We start from the raw sequence: 18,964 nt of genomic DNA on the forward strand, positions 1-18,964 counted from the left end.
GGCCGCGCATTTTTATAAAGTTGAGTCATCATGACCACTTCAGCCGATTGTTCGCTTATTCTCGTTCATATTTTTATAACGTCGTCCTTTACGCTTAGACGGAGTTACTATTTTTGCGCCGAAAAGTGCTGAAAACGCTTGTATTTGACTATTATGCGTGAAAAAAGTAAATATTTATTTAATTATGGAAAATAAAACCTGTACCCATACAATGGAAAATCCTTTATATTAGGTTTGAAATCACAATCTAACGTTCGGAATTATGATTTGTATTAGGTTTATTCCTCGGTACCGAACGAGCGAGCGTCGATACATACTTACTTATAGAAGGAAGGTTGATGGGATGAAACAGTCAGTTCTCAACTTCAGCACCAAGACGGTGGTTGCTATCGGTATCGGAGCGGCTTTATACGGCTTGCTCGGCAATATTTCTATTCCACTAATCGCTCAGACGGCACTTCGCCCAGCTATTGCGATCTTGACCATCTTTGGCGCCATGTTTGGCCCTGTGGTCGGCTTACTTAGTGGATTTATCGGTCACATCATCACGGACTTAACGTGGGGCGGCGGCCAGATCTGGTGGACGTGGGTGGTAGGCTCTGCTGTTACGGGTCTCGGAATGGGGCTTGTTTCTATGAGCCGTTCCTTTAATGTAAATGAAGGAAGCTCAAGCACATCCCATATCGTTACATTAGCGGTAGCAGGCAGCTTGGCGCTTGCCGTAGGTTTTGGTGTGTCTAGCATACTCGACGTGTACCTGTACGGGGAAGCGCCAGATAAGATGTGGGCACAATATGGATTTGCTACGGTTTCTAACGTAATTGTTCATTTGGTGTTAGGTGTTCCGGCTGTGCTCGGCTTGTTAAAGCTGAACCGTCGCAACTCCAACCTTAAAGTAATGAAATAGGCATTCGTTTGCCACAGCATGACAACGACAGGAGTTATTGAATAGATGAACCAACCGATTATCTCTTTTCGAGATTTTAGTTTTCAATATCGCAGCTTGTCTGAACCCACGCTTAAAGGCATCAACCTCGATATTTATCCGGGGGAGAAAATATTAATCGCTGGTCCAAGTGGTTCTGGCAAGTCTACTTTAGCCCATTGTATCAATGGGCTCATTCCTTTTACGTATGGTGGCACCATTACTGGCGACTACACGCTGCGTGGTAAACGTCCGGCTGATCTGAGCATATTTGAAATTAGTCAGACAGTAGGCACGATATTACAAGATCAGGACGGCCAATTTATCGGTTTGTCGGTCGGTGAAGATGTTGCATTTGCATTTGAAAATGAATGTATGCCCCAATCTGAGATGCGTCCGCTAGTAGAGCAGGCGTTGCAGGTGGTTGATATGCTTCCACTTATCAACCAGAGCCCGCACGATTTGTCGGGCGGCCAGAAACAGCGTGTGTCACTGGCGGGTGTCATTTCAATGGACACAGAGGTGCTGCTGTTTGATGAACCGCTTGCCAATCTGGACCCAGCTAGCGGAAAAAAAGCAATTGAACTAATGGAGGACATTCACCAGAAGTCCAACAAGACGATGATTATTATCGAGCACCGTGTGGAAGACGTGCTCGAGCAGCCTATCGATCGGATCGTTGTGATGGCCGAAGGTGAAATTGTTGCGATAGGGACGCCTGATGAATTGTTAGCCTCCAGTATGTTACAGACACATGGCTTGCGGGAACCATTATATGTTGCTGCGCTCAAATACGCGGGTGTAGGGCTCGCTAAAGAAGACCATCCAACTTCGTTGGAGTTGTTAAGTGAGCGGAGCGAAGTGCGTGAACGTCTAAGCATATGGTTAGAAAAAGAGTTGGACATAACCGCTAGAAGTGCATCCGAGCCTATTCTAGCCCTACAGGACGTGAAGTTCTCATACGATGGTGAACGAGACATTATTAAAGGGGTATCGCTTCATATTGGGCGTGGAGAGCGTGTGGCTTTGCTTGGTAACAATGGCGCGGGCAAGTCTACGCTCTCGCATTTGTTTACGGGGATCGCTAAACCTTCGTCAGGTGATGTGCTTTACGGTGGAGAGCGTATTAATGATTGGTCTATTCGAAAGCGCGGCGAACATATCGGCTATGTGATGCAAAATCCGAACCATATGATTACGCAGCAAATGATCGCAGACGAGGTTAGTCTCGGTCTGCGTATGAGAGGAATGGCCCCAGACGCGGTAACAGCTCGTGTAGAAGAGACGCTGCGTACTTGCGGCTTGTACGGTTATCGGAATTGGCCGATTTCTGCGCTTAGTTATGGACAGAAGAAACGGGTAACGATCGCTTCTATTTTGGCGCTGCAACCGGAGATTATGATATTGGACGAACCAACCGCAGGTCAGGATTACAAGCATTATACAGAGTTTATGGATTTCATCGTATCCTTGTCAGACCAAGGAACGTCATTTTTATTTATTACTCACGATATGCATTTGGCACTGGAGTATACCGATCGTGCTGCTGTGCTTCATGATGGGCACTGCATCGCACAGGGCCCGACTTCACAAGTGCTGACCAATATCGAGGCCATTGCACAGGCCAATCTCAAAGAGACATCACTTGGCAAGCTTGCCCGCAGTACGGGAGTTGCGCAGCCGGAGCAGTTCGTACGGCATTTTATTCAGCATGAGAAGAAGGTGAAGCGAGATGAGTAAGTCCGGAACGTTGTATATTGAGGGCGACTCGTTATTTCACCGTATGGACGGCGCGGCAAAGCTGTTTATGTTTGCTGTTTGGACGGTATTTGTGTTTCTGTTTCAGGATATTCGTATTTTTGTGCCGCTCTTCCTATTTGGAATCGGACTGCTCATTGCAGCAAAGCTGCCTTATAAACGAATCCGTTTCTTCTTATGGTTGATGATTGTATTTAATTTGATGAATTGCCTGTTAACTTTATTGATTACGCCTGCTTATGGCAGTAAAGTATGGGGAACGACGACCGTCATCTTAAATTTGGGCTACAACGTATTGACATTGGAATCGGTGTTTTATGTGCTGACGTTAACCCTCAAGTACATGTCGATGATGCCGATTACGTTATTGTTTATTTTTACGACACATCCGACTCGGTTTGCGAGCAGCTTGAACCGCATTGGTGTACCTTACAAGATTGCTTTTGCATTTAGCATTGCTTTTCGATATGTACCCGATCTCCAGACGGAATTTCGAAACATTTCTAATGCGATGCAGGCTCGTGGCATGGGCTTTGGCAAAGGAGAGGGTTCCTATAGGGAACGCTTTAAGCACTTTGTGTCGATAGCCATACCGCTTGTGCAGTCCTCATTACATCGAATAGAAACCGTATCAAACGCGATGGACCTGCGTGGTTTTGGCCGCCATCGCCGTCGGACTTGGTTTTCAGCGACGGCATGGCAGCGAGCAGACTATTGCATTGCCGTCATTTGTGTCATTGTAATGGTAGTTGCCATTGCTGTACGCATGAACGGGTTCGGTACGTTCTGGTACCCATTTACATCTGTTTAACGTTAACAAGACCTTATTTGTTATGCGAACAATAGCAGGCAGGCCGAAAAAGTCAGTTGATGATTTTGGCCATCTTGCTGTTGTTCAGCCTGACAGTGTAGGGTCTTTTTTTGATTTACATCGTTTTTAATTCTACTTGATACGAATCTCGATTTTGTATGATAACGTGGATGTATTGGCAGTTCAAATGCTGTATGGTGGTGTCGCAGACGGGGCGAGAACAGGAGCACCCTTCTGGCGTGTATCGGGAATTTAAGACTTGCTATTGTGGCAGGAGGCTTCCGAATACGCTTGAATGGGTGTCATTTGTGCTGCTTTTGAAGCGTTAATGCAAGCAATTGAATCTGCTTGATCCATTCGGTAGAGGAGGAATTGTGTTGTTTAAAATGAAGTTTTGTCACATGAGACGTAAGCTAATTGCAGGCATGCTGATGGTACTGTCCCTAACCGTATTTCATGATGCTAAGGGGTGGCTGTCTGTGGCTGAAGCTGAAGCAGGGCAATCGGCCACTGCTCCTAGCGAAGGATTGCAAGGATTAAAAGCAGGCGTGGCTGTAAGCAAAGACCATGATCCGCTTACGGTGGTCGAATCTACTTATTTTATAGAGGATGCTTACAAGGCACAGTCTAAGTCTGTGCTAACAGTGCCTCCTTCTCCCCACATGGTGGAGACGTTTGATCACGTTCCTGATGGCCAGCTTCCAATAGGTTGGGAGACGATCGAAGGCGACTTTCAGGTTCGTAATGGTGCATTAATTGGGCGTTCATCTGCGAGCGTCAGTCCTGCACGAATTTTGCTGCCGGCCGGCATGGAAGGTGATGGTAACATCGTATTTGAAGCGGATATGACGTTTCTGAGTGTGATCGAACCTAGCCGCTGGGCATCCCTTATGTACCGGATTCAGCCTACGCAGAAGCAAGGGTATTATCCGTATTATCAGTTTGCTTTTCGCCAAGGCGCAACCGCAGCTAACGGCATCGAGTTTGCGTATCGCACACCTCAGAACAGTTGGGACGTGCGGGAGAAGACGTCCCACAGTACGTCATTTGCCATAAATAAAACGTATCATATGAAAGTGGTGGCATCACGTGAGCGAGTGCGCCAATACGTGGACGGTGAATTGCTGCTGGATACGGACCGTGCAGGCGAACACGCCAATGGCCGCCTAGGTTTTCAGGCAAATGGTGTCCAAGTTAAGTTTGACAATGTGAAGGTTACTTTGAATCCCCCGTTACTGCCTCCTATTACTTCCCAATCTAAGGCGTATCAGCCGAAGAAGCCGAGCACTACTCTCATATTTACCCCTGATGTGGCTGTAACCGAAATTGAATCGCTGGAGCAGCTTATGAAGCTTGCAAATCAAGGCACGACTACTGTATGGCTGAAGGTGAAGCAGGAAGAGGGGCAACTGACAGCGTATAGTGGCAGCTACCGGATTGGACTGTTATTAGATGTGCTGCACAAGCTAAAGGGCAACTTTATCCCTATGCTGGAACCGGCGCAATCCTATGAAGCGCAAGCAATCGGAAAGCTGCTCCAAGAGGAAGGCATTCAGGATGCCCATCTAGTAAGCTCGGATCTTGAATTACTGCGCAGCATACGACAAAAAGATATGAAGTTGCGCCGCGCTTATACGGTGACAGACAGCCCGCTCTTAACAGAAGATCAGCTTGGCAGAATAAGTCTGGATGCGCATTCGGTCGGTGCGAACATCGTGGTGCTGCCACAGGCTGTATCTACGCAGGAGAACGTGCACTATTTGGCAGTACGCGGTTTGGCTGCCTGGGTAATTACGGATAACAGCGACTTAGGTGTACATGCCGCGTTGGTATCTGGGGCAAGGGGAATCGTTACTTCTCAGCCTGCGAAGGTCAGCAATGCTTGGAGCATATATCCCAAAGATACATTGCTCAATCGCCCCATTTTAATCGCTCATCGTGGTGCGCCACAAATTGCTCCTGAGGATACATTGGCTTCGTATGAAAAGGCGATACAGTTCGGCAGCGAAGTGATGGAGAACGACATCCGGCGCACGGCCGATGGGGAATTGGTGCTGCTTCATGATGAGACAGTTAACCGGACAACAAATGGAACAGGTTATGTGCGAAATATGACGTTACAGGAAGTTAAAAAGCTGGATGCAGGGAGCTGGTTCGGATCGGCTTTTAAGGGAGAGCGTATTCCGACATTACGTGAGGCGCTGCGACAGCTAAAAGGACGCCCCGTTATTATGCTGGCTGAACCAAAGGAAGACGGTTTGGAGGCGCAGATTATTCAACTTATTAAAGAGGAGGGGGTAGCTTCTCAGGTTTTGATCCAAAGCTTTAGTGATCAGCATTTGCGTTATGTACGCGATATAGAACCTGCTTATGGAAGAGGGCTGCTCGAGTCGCAAACACCTCCTTTGAGTGCTGCACTAGATAAGGCGATGAAGCAGCAGCAATATTATACGGCGCTTCAATCCATGTCAGCGCCAAGCTATGGAAGCATGTACCCCGAATTGGCCGCATATGGCGGCAGCCGTGGTCTTACGTTTTGGACATGGACGGTTAATGATCAGAACAAGATGAAGCAGTTAATTCGTCTTGGTGTTCACGGAATTATTACAGACCTGTTGCACCAGCTAAAGGAAGATACTGTGCGTGTCCAATTGCAGGCAGATCAGTTGGAGCTAAAGATGGGCCATACGTTCCAACCCGTTATAAAACGGCATACGAGAGAAGGAAGAGCGATTGTTGCAGAGGCGGCGTCTGTAAAGTGGATTGTTGTGCAGCCCGCCCATTCCCTAATTCAACAAGTGAATCCTCAGACAGGGCTGTCTGAGCTAATTGCCAGTAGTCCAGGGAAGGCGATTGTGATGGCGGCGGTAACGGGTCATGCCGCAGGTGGAACATGGCAGTTTATAAGTGCGCCTGTTGAAGTTCTGGTTGTGCCTTAACGAAACCTTCATCTCCCGATAACATGACGATATTAATTAAACGTTACATTAGAACGGTAGGGCGTACAAGCCCGCAGATCATTGAACCGGAAGTTCAGAAGGGGAGATAAGAACAGATGCAAATGCGTGCAAAATGGATGCTGCTCGTTGTTGTGTGCTTCACGATGCTGCTCGGCTGTGCCAAGTCACAAACAACCGAAACATCAACGAGTGCAAACAAAGAGCCTGAAACGGCCCAGACGACACCAGCAGCAGAAGAGCCAATTGAGCTTCAATTTTATTATCCGATCGCGGTTGGTGGTCCGTTAACTAAAGTTATTGAAGACATGACGGCTAAGTTCACCCAAAAACACCCTAACATTAAGGTCAATTCGGTGTACACAGGCAGTTATGCGGATACGACAACGAAGATTCAAGCGGGAATTCAAGCACAGCAGCCTCCAGATGTGGCAGTTATGCTGTCAACAGAACTGTTCAGTATGCTGGATACGAATGCAGTCATACCATTGGATGACTTTATTGCAAAGGATAGCTCTTTTAATAAAGAGGATATATATCCGGCATTTATGGCGAACTCTCAGGTAGAAGGAAAGACATACAGCATTCCATTCCAACGCAGCACAATCGTTCTTTATTATAACAAAGCAGCTTTTAAAGAAGCGGGCCTAGATCCGGAGAAGCCGCCTACAACGTGGGAGGAGCTTACTCAGTACGCTAGTAAGCTGAAAAAAGATGGCCGTCAAGGCATTGAGATCCCAGGCTCTGGATTTGCTTATTGGATGTTCCAGTTGTTCTCCTTGCAAAATGCGAAAGATGTTAATCAGAACTTGATGTCCGAAGACGGCAAAAAAGCATTTTTTAACACACCAGAAAACGTTGAAGCATTGCAATACTGGGTCGACTTGTCTAAGAAACATAAAGTGATGCCAGAAGGCGTAATTGAGTGGGCAACGGTGCCAACGGACTTTATCGAAGGCAAGACGGCCATGATGATTCATACAACAGGCAACTTGACTAACGTCAAAAATAACGCCAAGTTTGATTTCGGTGTTGCCTTCCTGCCGATGAGCAAACAGTACGGCTCTCCTACTGGCGGCGGTAACTTCTACATCTTTAAAGATATCGATCCGAAGAAGCAAGCGGCAGCATGGGAATTTGTTAAATTTATGACAGAGCCAGAGATGGCTGCCCAGTGGAGCATCGATACCGGATACGTAGGCGTACGCAAGTCTGCTTATGAAACGGAGCTTATGAAAAAGTATGCGGCGGAGTTCCCGCAGGCGCTTGTCGCTCGTGACCAATTGCAGCATGCACACGCAGAGTTATCCACCCACAATAACGGCAAAGTGTCCAAGGCGCTGACTGATCAAATTCAAGCTGCTTTAACAGGTACGACAGATCCTGCCACTGCACTGAAAAAAGCGCAAGAAGATGCAGACAAAGCACTGGCTCCATTTAATAAGTAAAAGCAACCCTCCTCACATGCCAGATGGCAGCGGGTGAGCGAGGTCAAGACGAACCGGCAGTGCGACACAGGTCGTTCTGCCGGTTTGTGTTAGAAAGTCGTATATTTTGTAAGTTGTAAAGGGGCGATATCGATGACGACTGCTAAGTGGGGCGAGCGGTTGAAGCGTAATGGATTTGCTTGGGCGCTCCTACTGCCTTCGCTTATATTTCTTGGCTTGTTTACTTATTATCCAATGCTGAAGACTGCATGGCTCAGCTTGCATCAATCGGACTTGGCCACTCCAAAGCCGGTGTTTATCGGCTTTGATAACTATATAACGATGTTCCAGGACGCCGTGTTCCAAAAAGTGTTCACGAACAATATATGGTTTGCCATCGGTACGGTACCTACTTCAATGGCACTTGCGTTTGTGATGGCACTGTTTGCTGACAAAGCCATGCGCGGCCGCGGATTCGTACGTTTTGCCTACTTTTATCCAAATATGATTCCGATGATAGCCGTCGCGAATATATGGCTGTTTATTTATACGCCGCAGTATGGCCTGCTTGCGAGATTTGCCTCTTGGTTTGGTCAATCTGATATGAGTCTGCTTGGTCATCCCGATACGGTAATGGGAGCACTAGTGGTTATGTTGATTTGGAAAGAGGCAGGTTATTTTATGATCTTCTATTTAGCCGGATTACAAAACATACCGAAGGATCTGTACGAATCGGCTGCGGTAGACGGTGTAGGTGTATGGACGGTGCTGCGCCGTATTACGATACCATTAACGATGCCGACGACACTATTTGTGGCCATTGTGGCGTTAACCAACGCATTTAAGCTTGTGGATCATCTATGGATTATGACTAAAGGTGGTCCTGATAATGCAAGCAGCTTGTTGTTATACCACATTTATGATACGGCATTTAGTTTCTATGATCAGGGCATGGGTGCTGCTATGACCGTTGTTATGATTGTGCTGCTGCTTGTGTTGTCTTCCTTGCAATTTTTCGGATGGGACAAAAAAATTCATTATCAATAGGAGGGTGTTGCATGACTGAACCGATCGACGCCCCTTGGCATAACCGGTCCGAGCCGCGTCTAATGCGCTCCGAACGCGAGCTTCGAAACGAACGTATTCGCAGTCAAGCTTTAAAAGCATTGTGGACGTTTATGATGATGGTAGTTGGCGTGTTATGGCTAATCCCGTTTGTATGGGTGCTGTGGACGGCGCTTCGACCGAAGGAAGCCATCATTAGTAACGTATGGTCTTGGCAGTGGACGTTTGATCATTTTATAAAAGTATGGAACGGGGCTCCTTTCGCTCAATATTATATGAACACGTTAACGATCTCAGGTGGTGTGCTGCTTGTTCAACTTGTGACACTTACATTAGCGGCGTATGCTTTTGCCAGACTGCGATTCTTTGGGAAAGAAGTCTTATTTATGCTGTTTCTGGTGCAAATTATGGTGCCGGCAGATGTACTTATTTTCTCCAATTACCACGTGTTAAAAGAGTTTGGTCTGCTGGATACGAAGCTTGGCATTATGTTCCCTTATTTTGCTTCCGCTTTTGGAATTTTTCTGCTTCGGCAAGCCTTTAAGCAAGTTCCATATGAACTTGAAGAGGCAGCCGTAGTGGAAGGAAGCTCACGCCTTGGCATTCTGTGGCGTATTTACGTGCCGTTAACACGACCTATTTACGTATCTTTTGCTGTTGTGTCGGTCAGCTATCAGTGGAACAACTTCCTCTGGCCCCTTATTGTCACTAACTCGGTAGAAAACCGTCCGCTTACGGTTGGCTTGGCGATATTCGCCCAGTCATTTGAAACGGGAGCGCAATGGTCGGAGGTGAGCGCTGCCACACTAATTGTTGTCGCCCCACTTCTTGTGTTCTTCCTGCTCTTCCAGCGTCAATTTATTAGTAGCTTTATGCATTCCGGTATAAAAGGCTAACGAGATCAACGTACTAGCGTGCTGCCTAATAGACCCCATCATACTTTGTATGGTGGGGTTTTCAGCTATCGGATTCGTGCAGACATAGAGCGCTGTTCTCAAAAAAATATCGAGGAGTGCAACCTTTTATGGCGAGGCGGCGTCTGGGGTGGTATGAAGCAAGACAAAGTGATCTATTCTCTCTTTTTGCTGTAGCAGAAGGATGAGAATTACCATTATATCCACTATCATTCGAACAAACAGGAGGAGACAATAATGAAAACATGGACTAAATTTCTCGTGACAACTAGCCTGGTAGCTATGGTAGCGATACCGTTAACAGCAGGCGCTCAGGCGGTAAAGCCTATTTCTAGTGTTCCTGTCGAGAAGGTAGAGCAGGTTAAAGAGATAAGCAACACAGGGACAATCCAACAAATTGTCCACACTAAACAGGGTGCATATCTGATGTTTGCAAGTAACGAAGCCAAGCAAAATGAGGACTTGATTCGTCTGAATTTTAATAAGAATACTTTAGTAGTAGACCAGAATAGTAAAAAGGCGGACTTAATTGAAGCGTTGGAGAAAGGCTGGAAAGTAACGGCCAAATATGGCCCCGCAATGACAAAGAGTCTCCCACCACAAGCCTCCGCAACGAAATTTATCGTCGAGCGTGTAGAGGAGCTAAAAGCGATTAAGTCAACAGGAGTCATTGCGGAAGCGAAGGATAACCGTCTAGTTGTAGTTGGAAACAGCCCTGTTATTCTTACTGTAACGGATGAAACAGTTATTACAGATGCTGCCGGTAAAAAGCTGGATAAGAGCGCGCTGAAATCCAACATGCGCATTGAAGCAGAGTACGGTCCGATGATGACGATGAGTATGCCGCCAATGAGTGGTGCCAAGAGCATCGTTGTATTAGGCGAAACGGCTCGTGTGGAAGGTGTGGTCGCTGAATCAGCGAAGCAAGAAAGCGACAATAGCCGTGTTCATATTGACGTAAAAGCTGATGATAAGCGGGAAAATGATATCATATTAAACATAACCGATGAGACAAAGATCGTGGATGTATACGGACAAGAGCTTAAGACAAGCGATCTTACAAAAGGCGTCAAGGTGGTAGGCTTCCATTCGTTGATGACAACTAGATCAATTCCTGCGATAAGCAATGCGGTGCTTATTGTCGTTCAGCCGTAATAGAAGTGAGAATAGCACAGCCCCAGCCGTTCAGTCAGTAACGGTTGGGGCTGTTTTGCTCCGTTTGGCAACATAATATACAAAAAATGTTCGAATCGCATTGCGAACCGTCCACATACACATGCTATAATGGGTGATAAAACCACGACGCCATGTTGGCGCGTCATCTGGAGGATTAGAACTGATGGGCATAACAAGTCGAGTCGATATGTACTTTACATTCGATTCCGCGGTTAATCTGCAGGAACTGCTCTGTGTGATGGAAAATGGTACGTGGGAACAATCATCAGAAGCGGTTCAAGAATGTTTTGACTTTTTGAGTATGGAAGAAGCAAGCGAAAGCAAGGCTACTTATTTGGTTCATCCGCTGCTTGACCTGTTATGTGTCCGTAATAAATCTGTTGCCAAGGCTAATGTGCTGAACCGAATGACAGGATTGATGGTGCAGGATATGGATATATATCCTGATTTTGGCGTTACGCCGTCTATAGCGGCTGCAAGTCAACAGTCAAGCTGCCGCTACCAAGTGTGGCGCACGGCTATGATTGAACGGTTGGACGATTTGTTGGTGCTTCTGGAAGAAGATGAGGCAACAGCTGTCCAGACGATTTACGCGCTTCACCTGCTGCAATGTGAGGATGAACGCGTTGAGGCCGGACTGCTTGAGACGACCTTGCATACCAAATCGGCACGCATCCGATTGAATGGGTTGTTAGCCTTGACCGATTGGCGCCGCAGAGCCGGAAAGCCGTACAATCCCGCTATTGCATTCGGGCAGGCGCACAGTGATGCCCTTTATGAAGCGATGCGGGCGGTCTGTATGTGCTTGACAGCAGGGCAGCAAGTAAGAGCCCACGATTGGTCGCACCTGCTAAGAGGTGTTGAACTGCCAAGAATTGATCGGATGACCTTCCCTTGGGCAGACGGTTCGCCAGCAGCTTGTTGCGCACAGGCGGCACGTATTGCTATGACTAGAATGGGTTGGGAACGAGATCAGCGCGCTTGGTGGTGGAAAGAATGTTTGAGTGAGACCGTTAAAGCGCATCGTCTGCGGTCACGGACGATTACGTGGGAATGCGGTCAAGCTGAAGTGCAATGGGATGAAGAATGGCTGCAATGGAATTGGAATGGACCGATGCTTATTGCAGACAATATGCTGCAATCGCTGTTTTTGGACGGAGAAGCGGTTGGTGCATTTCACGAGCAATGTACAGCAGTAAGAGAAGCACTAAAGGTACTCGCTCATCAGCAGATCGAATCACCGAACGCTTCCAAGTATGGTGTGAAGCATTTGCTGTACCCATTGAATTTTAAAGTTTAATTTGTGAAGCGCTTGTCGATAATAAACTCCCCATGTGGCAATCCACATGGGAGTTTTTTCTATACAGGATTAATCGCTTTTTTTTGGCTTTTGTTTAAAAGGGACGGCTGTTTTGGCCTGTTCTAACGTATCGTTTACAAATGCCATGTCTTGGTTTTTGGCTTTCATATTTGTTGAGCCGACGTAGTTGCCTTGATGAGTTTTATTTTCCATAGTTAAGGTCCTTTCCTATACCGATTAAGCAAGAGCCCTTCCGGACTCGCTTAGCTTTAGTGTGGGAAGAGCAGGACCAAACTATGCGTACGGACGTGAATAAAGATAATAATTAAGATAAGAAGCACAGCTTTAAGTGGGTGAAAGTGAGGAATTTGCGAACAACGGCTCATTAAAGTGAAAGTATGGGCAATCTCTGCTGATTCTGATATAATACAAAAAGAGTGAAAAATTTCATTTTGAATCGAAAGTAATACATCTAGTCAATGGCTAGGTTTTTTTTATGTGGTTGGTTATAATGGTTAAGGAATTTTTTTTGTGGCAGGTAGGAAACGTCTGGATACGTTGTTAAAGAGACCGTAATAATTCACTTCGTAAACACTCATAACCGTGAGATGGATAACGAATGTATGGAGATAACATATACGCAGCTGAGGAGTGGGATGGGAAATGGCATTAAAAGCAGGAATCGTAGGTTTGCCTAATGTCGGGAAATCGACTTTGTTTAACGCAATAACACAAGCGGGTGCAGAATCTGCAAACTATCCATTTTGTACAATCGATCCAAACGTAGGTGTGGTTGAAGTGCCAGATGAGCGTCTGGACAAATTAACAGAACTGGTAGTTCCGAACCGTACGGTACCGACTGCATTCGAATTTGTAGATATCGCAGGACTTGTTCGCGGTGCAAGCAAAGGGGAAGGTCTAGGTAATAAGTTCCTTGCTCATATTCGCGAAGTAGATGCGATTGTACATGTGGTGCGCTGTTTTGAAGATGAGAACATTACACATGTGGACGGTAAAGTAGATCCAATTAGTGATATTCAAACTATTAATTTGGAATTAATTTTGGCTGACCTAGAGTCTGTCGAGAAGCGCCTTGATCGTACGAAGAAAAACATGAAGAGCGGCGACAAGAAATACGCGCTCGAAGCTTCTGTACTGGAGAAGCTAAAAGAGGCTTTATACGATGATAAGCCAGTTCGCAGCGTGGATCTTACAGAAGATGAAAAAGCGGCTGTTCGTGAACTGCATTTGTTGACTAGCAAGCCTGTTCTATATGCAGCCAATGTGAGTGAGGATGAAGTGGCCACAGCGGATAACAACCCTTATGTAGCCAAAGTCCGTGAATTTGCTGCTGAAGAGGGTGCAGAAGTTGTGCCGATCAGTGCAAAGGTAGAGGCTGAGATTGCAGAGCTTGAGGGAGAAGATCGTACCATGTTCCTAGAGGAGCTTGGTCTTGAAGAATCCGGTTTGAACCGTCTGATCAAAGCTGCTTATCGCCTACTTGGTCTTTACACATACTTTACAGCGGGTGTGCAAGAAGTACGCGCATGGACGATCCGTAAAGGGATGAAAGCACCACAAGCAGCGGGAGTGATCCATACGGACTTTGAGCGTGGATTTATCCGTGCGGAAGTGGTTTCCTTTGATGATTTGGTTGCAGGTGGCTCCATGAACGTAGTGAAGGAGCAAGGCAAGCTGCGTTTGGAAGGAAAAGAATATGTAGTTCAAGACGGTGACGTCATGCATTTCAGATTTAACGTCTAGCGATACTGTCGCTGCTGTTAGATCTGAATTTAACGGCTTACTTGATAAGGTAAGTTAACTATTGCTTGGAACCTACAGGATGTTCAGAAGCACGTTTTGTGTAGGTACATTGTAAACTATAAAGTGAGGTGACCCCCGTATGATGTTAGATCGTTTGCAAGCATTGGCTGACCGTTATGAGAAGCTGAGCGAGCTGCTCTGTGACCCGGATGTTGCCAGCGACCCGAAGAAGCTGCGTGATTATTCCAAAGAGCAATCCGATTTGCAAGGCGCTTATGAAGCCTATATGGAATATAAAAATGTCATAAGTGAGCTTGAGGCGGCAAAAGCCATGATGCAAGAGAAATTGGACGATGAGATGCGCGACATGGTCAAAATGGAAATTGAGGACTTGAGCGGTCGTCAGAAGGAATTGGAAGAGCGCATCCGTGTACTGCTGCTGCCTAAAGATCCTAATGATGATAAAAACGTCATTGTTGAGATCCGTGGAGCTGCGGGAGGAGACGAAGCAGCTTTGTTTGCGGCAGATTTGTACCGGATGTACACGCGATATGCGGATACACAAGGCTGGCGCACAGAGCTTATGGAAGCAAACATTAACGATCTGGGCGGCTTTAAAGAAGTTATCTTTATGATTAGCGGCAAAGGTGCATACAGCAAGATGAAGTACGAGAGCGGTGCTCATCGCGTACAACGTATTCCAGTAACAGAATCAGGCGGACGTATTCATACCTCAACGTCAACCGTTGGTGTAATGCCTGAGATTGAAGACTTTGAAGTAGAAATACTTGACAAAGATATTCGTGTAGATACGTTTTGTTCCTCCGGTGCTGGCGGACAGTCCGTTAATACGACGAAATCTGCGGTTCGTGTTACACACGTTCCGACAGGTATTATCGCAACATGTCAGGACGGCAAGTCACAAAACGACAATAAGGCCAAGGCACTGCAAGTGCTGCGTGCACGTATTTATGATATTAAACGTCAGGAAGAAGAAGCGAAATCTGCGGCTGAACGTAAAAGCAAGGTCGGAACAGGGGATCGCAGTGAGCGGATTCGGACGTACAACTTTCCACAGAGCCGTGTGACGGATCACCGGATTGGTCTGACACTGCACAAGCTGGATCAAGTGTTGAACGGTGATATGGAAGATATCGTTCAAGCGCTGACGATTACCGAACAGGCGGAGCTTCTGGAGCGTGAGAATCAATTATGATTATGAGCGGTAATGGAGATGGAACGGAACGCCAGTTCCACCTTGAACTGCCGCTTACAATAAGGGAAGCCTGGTTACAGGCTTCTTCTTGTTTATGTGCAAGCGGCGTAGAGGATGGGCAGCACCATGCCGAGCTGTTGCTTCGGCATGTGCTTGGCTGGGGGCGAGCGGCTTACTTGAGCCGCCTCCAGGAGCTGCTTCCGGAAGCTGCGGCAGCAGCGTACGAAGCTATGATTGCGCGGCGATCACTTGGGGAGCCAACGCAATATATTATGGGCGAAGCCTATTTTTATGGGCTTCGGTTCGAAGTGTCCGCGGACGTCTTGATTCCGCGTCCAGAGACGGAGCTGCTTGTGGAGGCAGTGCTGGAAGAAGCGAAGCTGCTGTATGGCGAGCGGGCTTCATTGACAGCTGCTGATATTGGAACAGGCAGCGGAGCAATCGCTTGTACAATTGCGTATGAGCGTCCAGAATGGCAGCTGGTTGCAGTGGATATTTCTTTAGGTGCGTTGCAAATGGCGCAGCATAATGCAGCGCTGCTGCATGTGGATGAACGTATTGAGTGGCTGGAGGGCGACCTGATTATGCCGTTGCAGGGAAGGGTGCCTGTTGACATTTTAATCTCAAATCCCCCTTATATTCCCGAGTCCGATATGCGGGAGCTTCAACGTGAAGTCCGCGATTTTGAGCCACACACAGCTCTTGTAGGAGGGGCGGATGGCTTAGACCCCTATCGGCGCATGATGGGAATGTTAGCGTATCTAAGTGAGCGTCCCCGCATGGTTGCCTTTGAGCTTGGGCAAGGACAAGCGCGTGAAGTGGCTGCCTTAGTTGAGCAGGCTGGCTATACAGAGAAGATTCGTATTGTTCAAGACTTGGCAGGAATTGAAAGACACGTAATCGGTATCAGGCCGTTATAACAGCTAAGAAGGTGGTTGTTGCCGTGATAGGAGTAATGTTCTGTTTGCGATGCCAGCAGCCGTTGATCGCTCATTCAAATAACCGTTTCACTAATTAGTTGAGAGGGAATATAAGTGAATGAAACCGTGAGTTATACTGCATTTGATATTTTCCTTTTGATACGAAGGTTCAATTATGGCCTTGGTGGATATAAGGGAAATATTCATCTTCAGTAGAGCTGGCGGTTTTTTTAATAGATTAATAGGTTTAGCTCGGTAAGGTTGGGGACATAATGATGGCTAAGAGGCGCGCCCAACCTCACAAGGAGCATAACCGTCATGCGTAATCGTAGACTGTTGCAGCTTATTCTGCTAAGTGTCATTTTAGCAGGAGCAATGATGAGTTGGGACTTAACAACTGTATATGGATCACAGACAAGCAAAGGGAAGCAGCAATCGGAGCAGGATTCCTCCGTTATTCCTAGTGATGCTATTCGACTTCGGATATTAGCTCATTCAGATTCGGAGCAGGACCAGAAGCTAAAACGAGAAGTTCGTGATCGGGTAGTAGAGCAGATGAATTTATGGTTAGGCGATAGTGATCTTCCGCAGACTCGAGCACAGGCGAGAGAATGGATTCAGTCCCATATGGATCAATTACACGAAATCGCACAACAAGTTGTAAAAGAGAGTGGCAAGTCGTATGGAGTCATCGCAGAGCTGAAGGAAGTTCCTTTTCCTGCTAAAATATATGGTGGTCGTGTTTATCCGGCTGGTAGGTATGAAGCACTACGTATTACGCTTGGCGAAGGTAAAGGCCAGAACTGGTGGTGTGTGTTGTTTCCTCCTCTCTGCTTTGTAGATGGTGAGCAAGGAACTGCTATTGCCAAAGCTTCAGATCAACGCGAAGATACGACCTCGGTGAAGAAATCCAAGACTGATGAGAAAAATGTGAAGCAAAGCACTCCGAATAAGCAAACGGGCAGTGCGCTGCCAATTGAGGGTTCAGCAGGCGATGAGAAAGAAGTGCGTTTTTTCTTGTGGGATATGTTTGCTGCACTTGGCAACTGGATCGGAAATTTGTTTTACGCACTTTTTGGTTAATAAATTGCCCTATCCCTAAGTTAAGTCGTTATAGGATCAGAATTGATGCTTATCGTAGATTGCACTTATCGTGTATAATAATTAAGTATATAGCTTGAATTTGTTAATCAATGAAGAACCTTTATATAAATACGAAAAAAGGAGATGTCGAACCCCTGTCGGCATCTTCTTTCATTGCTAAGGACGGAGTTAAGATGAACGATATGGGACGGCCACAATATGATCAAGCTGCGTCACAGCTAAATACACGTTGCTGGTCATTAGCAGAACAGACGGCAAGCGAGCAGGAGCAAGCTATTCAAACAGCAGCCCAACTGCTAGCACAGGGCCAGACAGTAGCTTTTCCTACGGAGACTGTATATGGACTTGGGGCAGATGCCACGTCAACGAGGGCAGTTGAACAAATATTTTACGCTAAAGGACGTCCGTCGGATAATCCTTTAATCGTCCATATAGCGGACCAAGCTGAGGTAGAGCAGCTAGTAGAGCCTTACAACGAATTGGTGAGCCGCTTGATGGAGCGCTTTTGGCCAGGACCTTTGACGTTAGTGCTGCCTGTACGTCAAGGCGCAGTATCACCTAAAGTGACGGCAGGGCTCACAACTGTTGCTGTTCGTATGCCGGATCATGAGGTTGCGAGGCGGCTTATACGCGCGGCGGGACGTCCGATTGCCGCGCCAAGCGCCAATCGATCAGGACGCCCGAGTCCGACAACAGCAGCACATGTGCTGGAGGACTTGGACGGACGCATAGCAGGTATTGTAGACGGAGGGCCAACAGGCGTAGGTGTAGAGTCAACGGTAGTAGAGGTGGACGGTGATCGTGTGCACGTGCTTCGTCCAGGCGGTATTACGATAGCGATGCTGCAAGAGCTTTGTTTGCAGGTAACGATTGATCCGGCAGTTGACCCAGCTGGAGGTATGCTGCACCCTGTTCTGATAGAGCAGGAGCTGGGAACGTACAAGTCTACAACTGTAACCTCAAATGTAGCCTCAGATGTGGATTCAATTAAGGATTCCATTGAGAATTCAGCTGTGACGGCACCAAAGGCTTTAAAGCGTGATATTCCAGTAACAGCAGCTGCGTCAAGCGCCGAGCCTATTTTAGAACAAAGTGTTATATCAGAAGACGTCCTATCAGTGGCGTCAGATCGTGATGTATCGAGCTCTTCTGGAGACGAGTCTGATATAGAGCTATTGGCTAGTGAATGTGTCAACACTAACGCTGCTCACACTGCTGTTCCTCTTGAGGCTCCGCGTTCACCTGGAATGAAGTATACACACTACGCGCCGACGGGTGTTATGCGTATTGTGCAGGGTGACTCTGCCGACGCTGTGTCGGCCTATATACAGGCCGACATTGCCGACGCCAAGCGCCGCGGAGAAACGACTGGCATCCTCACGTTTCGCGAGCATGCCGGCCAGTATCGCGCCGATGTTGTTGCAGAGTTGGGCAGCTTAAGCGAGCTCAATCAAGCTGCCCAACTGCTATATAGTGCTTTGCGTCGCTTCGATGACGCTGGCATTACCTACATTCTTGCGGAGGCTTGCCCAACCGAAGGAATCGGGCTCGCGGTCATGAACCGCCTTGTAAAAGCGGCGGGACACCGCATTGTTCAAGTTCCATCAAGCTAAGCTTTAGTGGTTGA

Annotated in this window: 16 protein-coding genes; 15 read left to right on the forward strand and 1 reads right to left on the reverse strand. The window is 47.1% G+C overall.

Going from position 1 to position 18,964, the window contains the following annotated elements:
• The first annotated feature begins 343 nt into the window (after window positions 1-343).
• The 10 genes from H509_RS0103735 to H509_RS0103775 all read left to right on the forward strand — a co-directional run bounded on the left by H509_RS0103735 (window position 344) and on the right by H509_RS0103775 (window position 12,333).
• Window positions 344-907 (forward strand): ECF-type riboflavin transporter substrate-binding protein, encoded by a 564-nt coding sequence (locus tag H509_RS0103735; protein WP_028543885.1) that lies wholly within the window; start codon window positions 344-346, stop codon window positions 905-907.
• A 45-nt stretch (window positions 908-952) separates the two neighbouring features.
• Window positions 953-2,665 carry an ABC transporter ATP-binding protein gene (locus H509_RS0103740; RefSeq protein ID WP_028543886.1) on the forward strand — a complete coding sequence of 571 codons (1,713 nt, stop codon included), beginning with the start codon at window positions 953-955 and terminating at the stop codon, window positions 2,663-2,665.
• A complete protein-coding gene (locus H509_RS0103745) occupies window positions 2,658-3,494 on the forward strand; it encodes an energy-coupling factor transporter transmembrane component T family protein (protein ID WP_028543887.1) in 837 nt (278 codons plus the stop codon). Before H509_RS0103740 ends, H509_RS0103745 begins: the two co-directional genes overlap by 8 nt.
• 158 nt (window positions 3,495-3,652) lie before the next feature.
• Complete coding sequence (locus H509_RS28130; protein WP_211234302.1) at window positions 3,653-3,823, forward strand: hypothetical protein; 171 nt, start codon at window positions 3,653-3,655, stop codon at window positions 3,821-3,823.
• A gap of 57 nt (window positions 3,824-3,880) precedes the next feature.
• Window positions 3,881-6,433, forward strand: coding sequence for a glycerophosphodiester phosphodiesterase family protein (locus H509_RS0103750; RefSeq protein WP_245595980.1), 2,553 nt, complete (start codon window positions 3,881-3,883; stop codon window positions 6,431-6,433).
• A 116-nt stretch (window positions 6,434-6,549) separates the two neighbouring features.
• Window positions 6,550-7,899: an ABC transporter substrate-binding protein gene (locus H509_RS0103755; protein ID WP_028543889.1), complete on the forward strand. Its 1,350-nt coding sequence runs from the start codon at window positions 6,550-6,552 to the stop codon at window positions 7,897-7,899.
• 132 nt (window positions 7,900-8,031) lie between these two features.
• Complete coding sequence (locus H509_RS0103760; RefSeq protein ID WP_028543890.1) at window positions 8,032-8,925, forward strand: carbohydrate ABC transporter permease; 894 nt, start codon at window positions 8,032-8,034, stop codon at window positions 8,923-8,925.
• 131 nt (window positions 8,926-9,056) lie between these two features.
• A complete protein-coding gene (locus tag H509_RS0103765) occupies window positions 9,057-9,839 on the forward strand; it encodes a carbohydrate ABC transporter permease (protein ID WP_036696186.1) in 783 nt (260 codons plus the stop codon).
• A 255-nt stretch (window positions 9,840-10,094) separates the two neighbouring features.
• Window positions 10,095-11,012 carry a hypothetical protein gene (locus tag H509_RS0103770; protein ID WP_028543892.1) on the forward strand — a complete coding sequence of 306 codons (918 nt, stop codon included), beginning with the start codon at window positions 10,095-10,097 and terminating at the stop codon, window positions 11,010-11,012.
• A gap of 133 nt (window positions 11,013-11,145) precedes the next feature.
• Window positions 11,146-12,333, forward strand: coding sequence for a hypothetical protein (locus tag H509_RS0103775; RefSeq protein ID WP_169450844.1), 1,188 nt, complete (start codon window positions 11,146-11,148; stop codon window positions 12,331-12,333).
• 69 nt (window positions 12,334-12,402) lie between these two features.
• Here the strand turns inward: H509_RS0103775 and H509_RS27945 are convergent, their stop codons facing one another.
• Window positions 12,403-12,546, reverse strand: a complete 144-nt coding sequence (locus H509_RS27945; RefSeq protein WP_169450846.1) for a hypothetical protein — start codon at window positions 12,544-12,546, stop codon at window positions 12,403-12,405.
• Window positions 12,547-12,996: 450 nt separating this feature from the next.
• On the opposite strand from H509_RS27945, the gene ychF reads away from it, so the two are divergent.
• The 5 genes from ychF to H509_RS24210 all read left to right on the forward strand — a co-directional run bounded on the left by ychF (window position 12,997) and on the right by H509_RS24210 (window position 18,950).
• Window positions 12,997-14,097, forward strand: coding sequence for a redox-regulated ATPase YchF (gene ychF / locus H509_RS0103785; protein WP_028543894.1), 1,101 nt, complete (start codon window positions 12,997-12,999; stop codon window positions 14,095-14,097).
• Between the two features lie 142 nt (window positions 14,098-14,239).
• Complete coding sequence (gene prfA, locus H509_RS0103790; RefSeq protein WP_028543895.1) at window positions 14,240-15,313, forward strand: peptide chain release factor 1; 1,074 nt, start codon at window positions 14,240-14,242, stop codon at window positions 15,311-15,313.
• Window positions 15,310-16,233: a peptide chain release factor N(5)-glutamine methyltransferase gene (gene prmC, locus H509_RS0103795; protein ID WP_425414215.1), complete on the forward strand. Its 924-nt coding sequence runs from the start codon at window positions 15,310-15,312 to the stop codon at window positions 16,231-16,233. Before prfA ends, prmC begins: the two co-directional genes overlap by 4 nt.
• A gap of 318 nt (window positions 16,234-16,551) precedes the next feature.
• Complete coding sequence (spoIIR, locus tag H509_RS0103800) at window positions 16,552-17,316, forward strand: stage II sporulation protein R (RefSeq protein WP_028543897.1); 765 nt, start codon at window positions 16,552-16,554, stop codon at window positions 17,314-17,316.
• 194 nt (window positions 17,317-17,510) lie between these two features.
• Entirely contained in the window at window positions 17,511-18,950 is a 1,440-nt protein-coding gene (locus H509_RS24210) for an L-threonylcarbamoyladenylate synthase (protein WP_425414216.1), read from the forward strand.
• Window positions 18,951-18,964 lie beyond the last annotated feature (14 nt).

It is taken from the genome of Paenibacillus taiwanensis DSM 18679 (assembly GCF_000425125.1).
Taxonomy (GTDB): Bacteria; Bacillota; Bacilli; order Paenibacillales; family Paenibacillaceae; genus Paenibacillus_B; species Paenibacillus_B taiwanensis.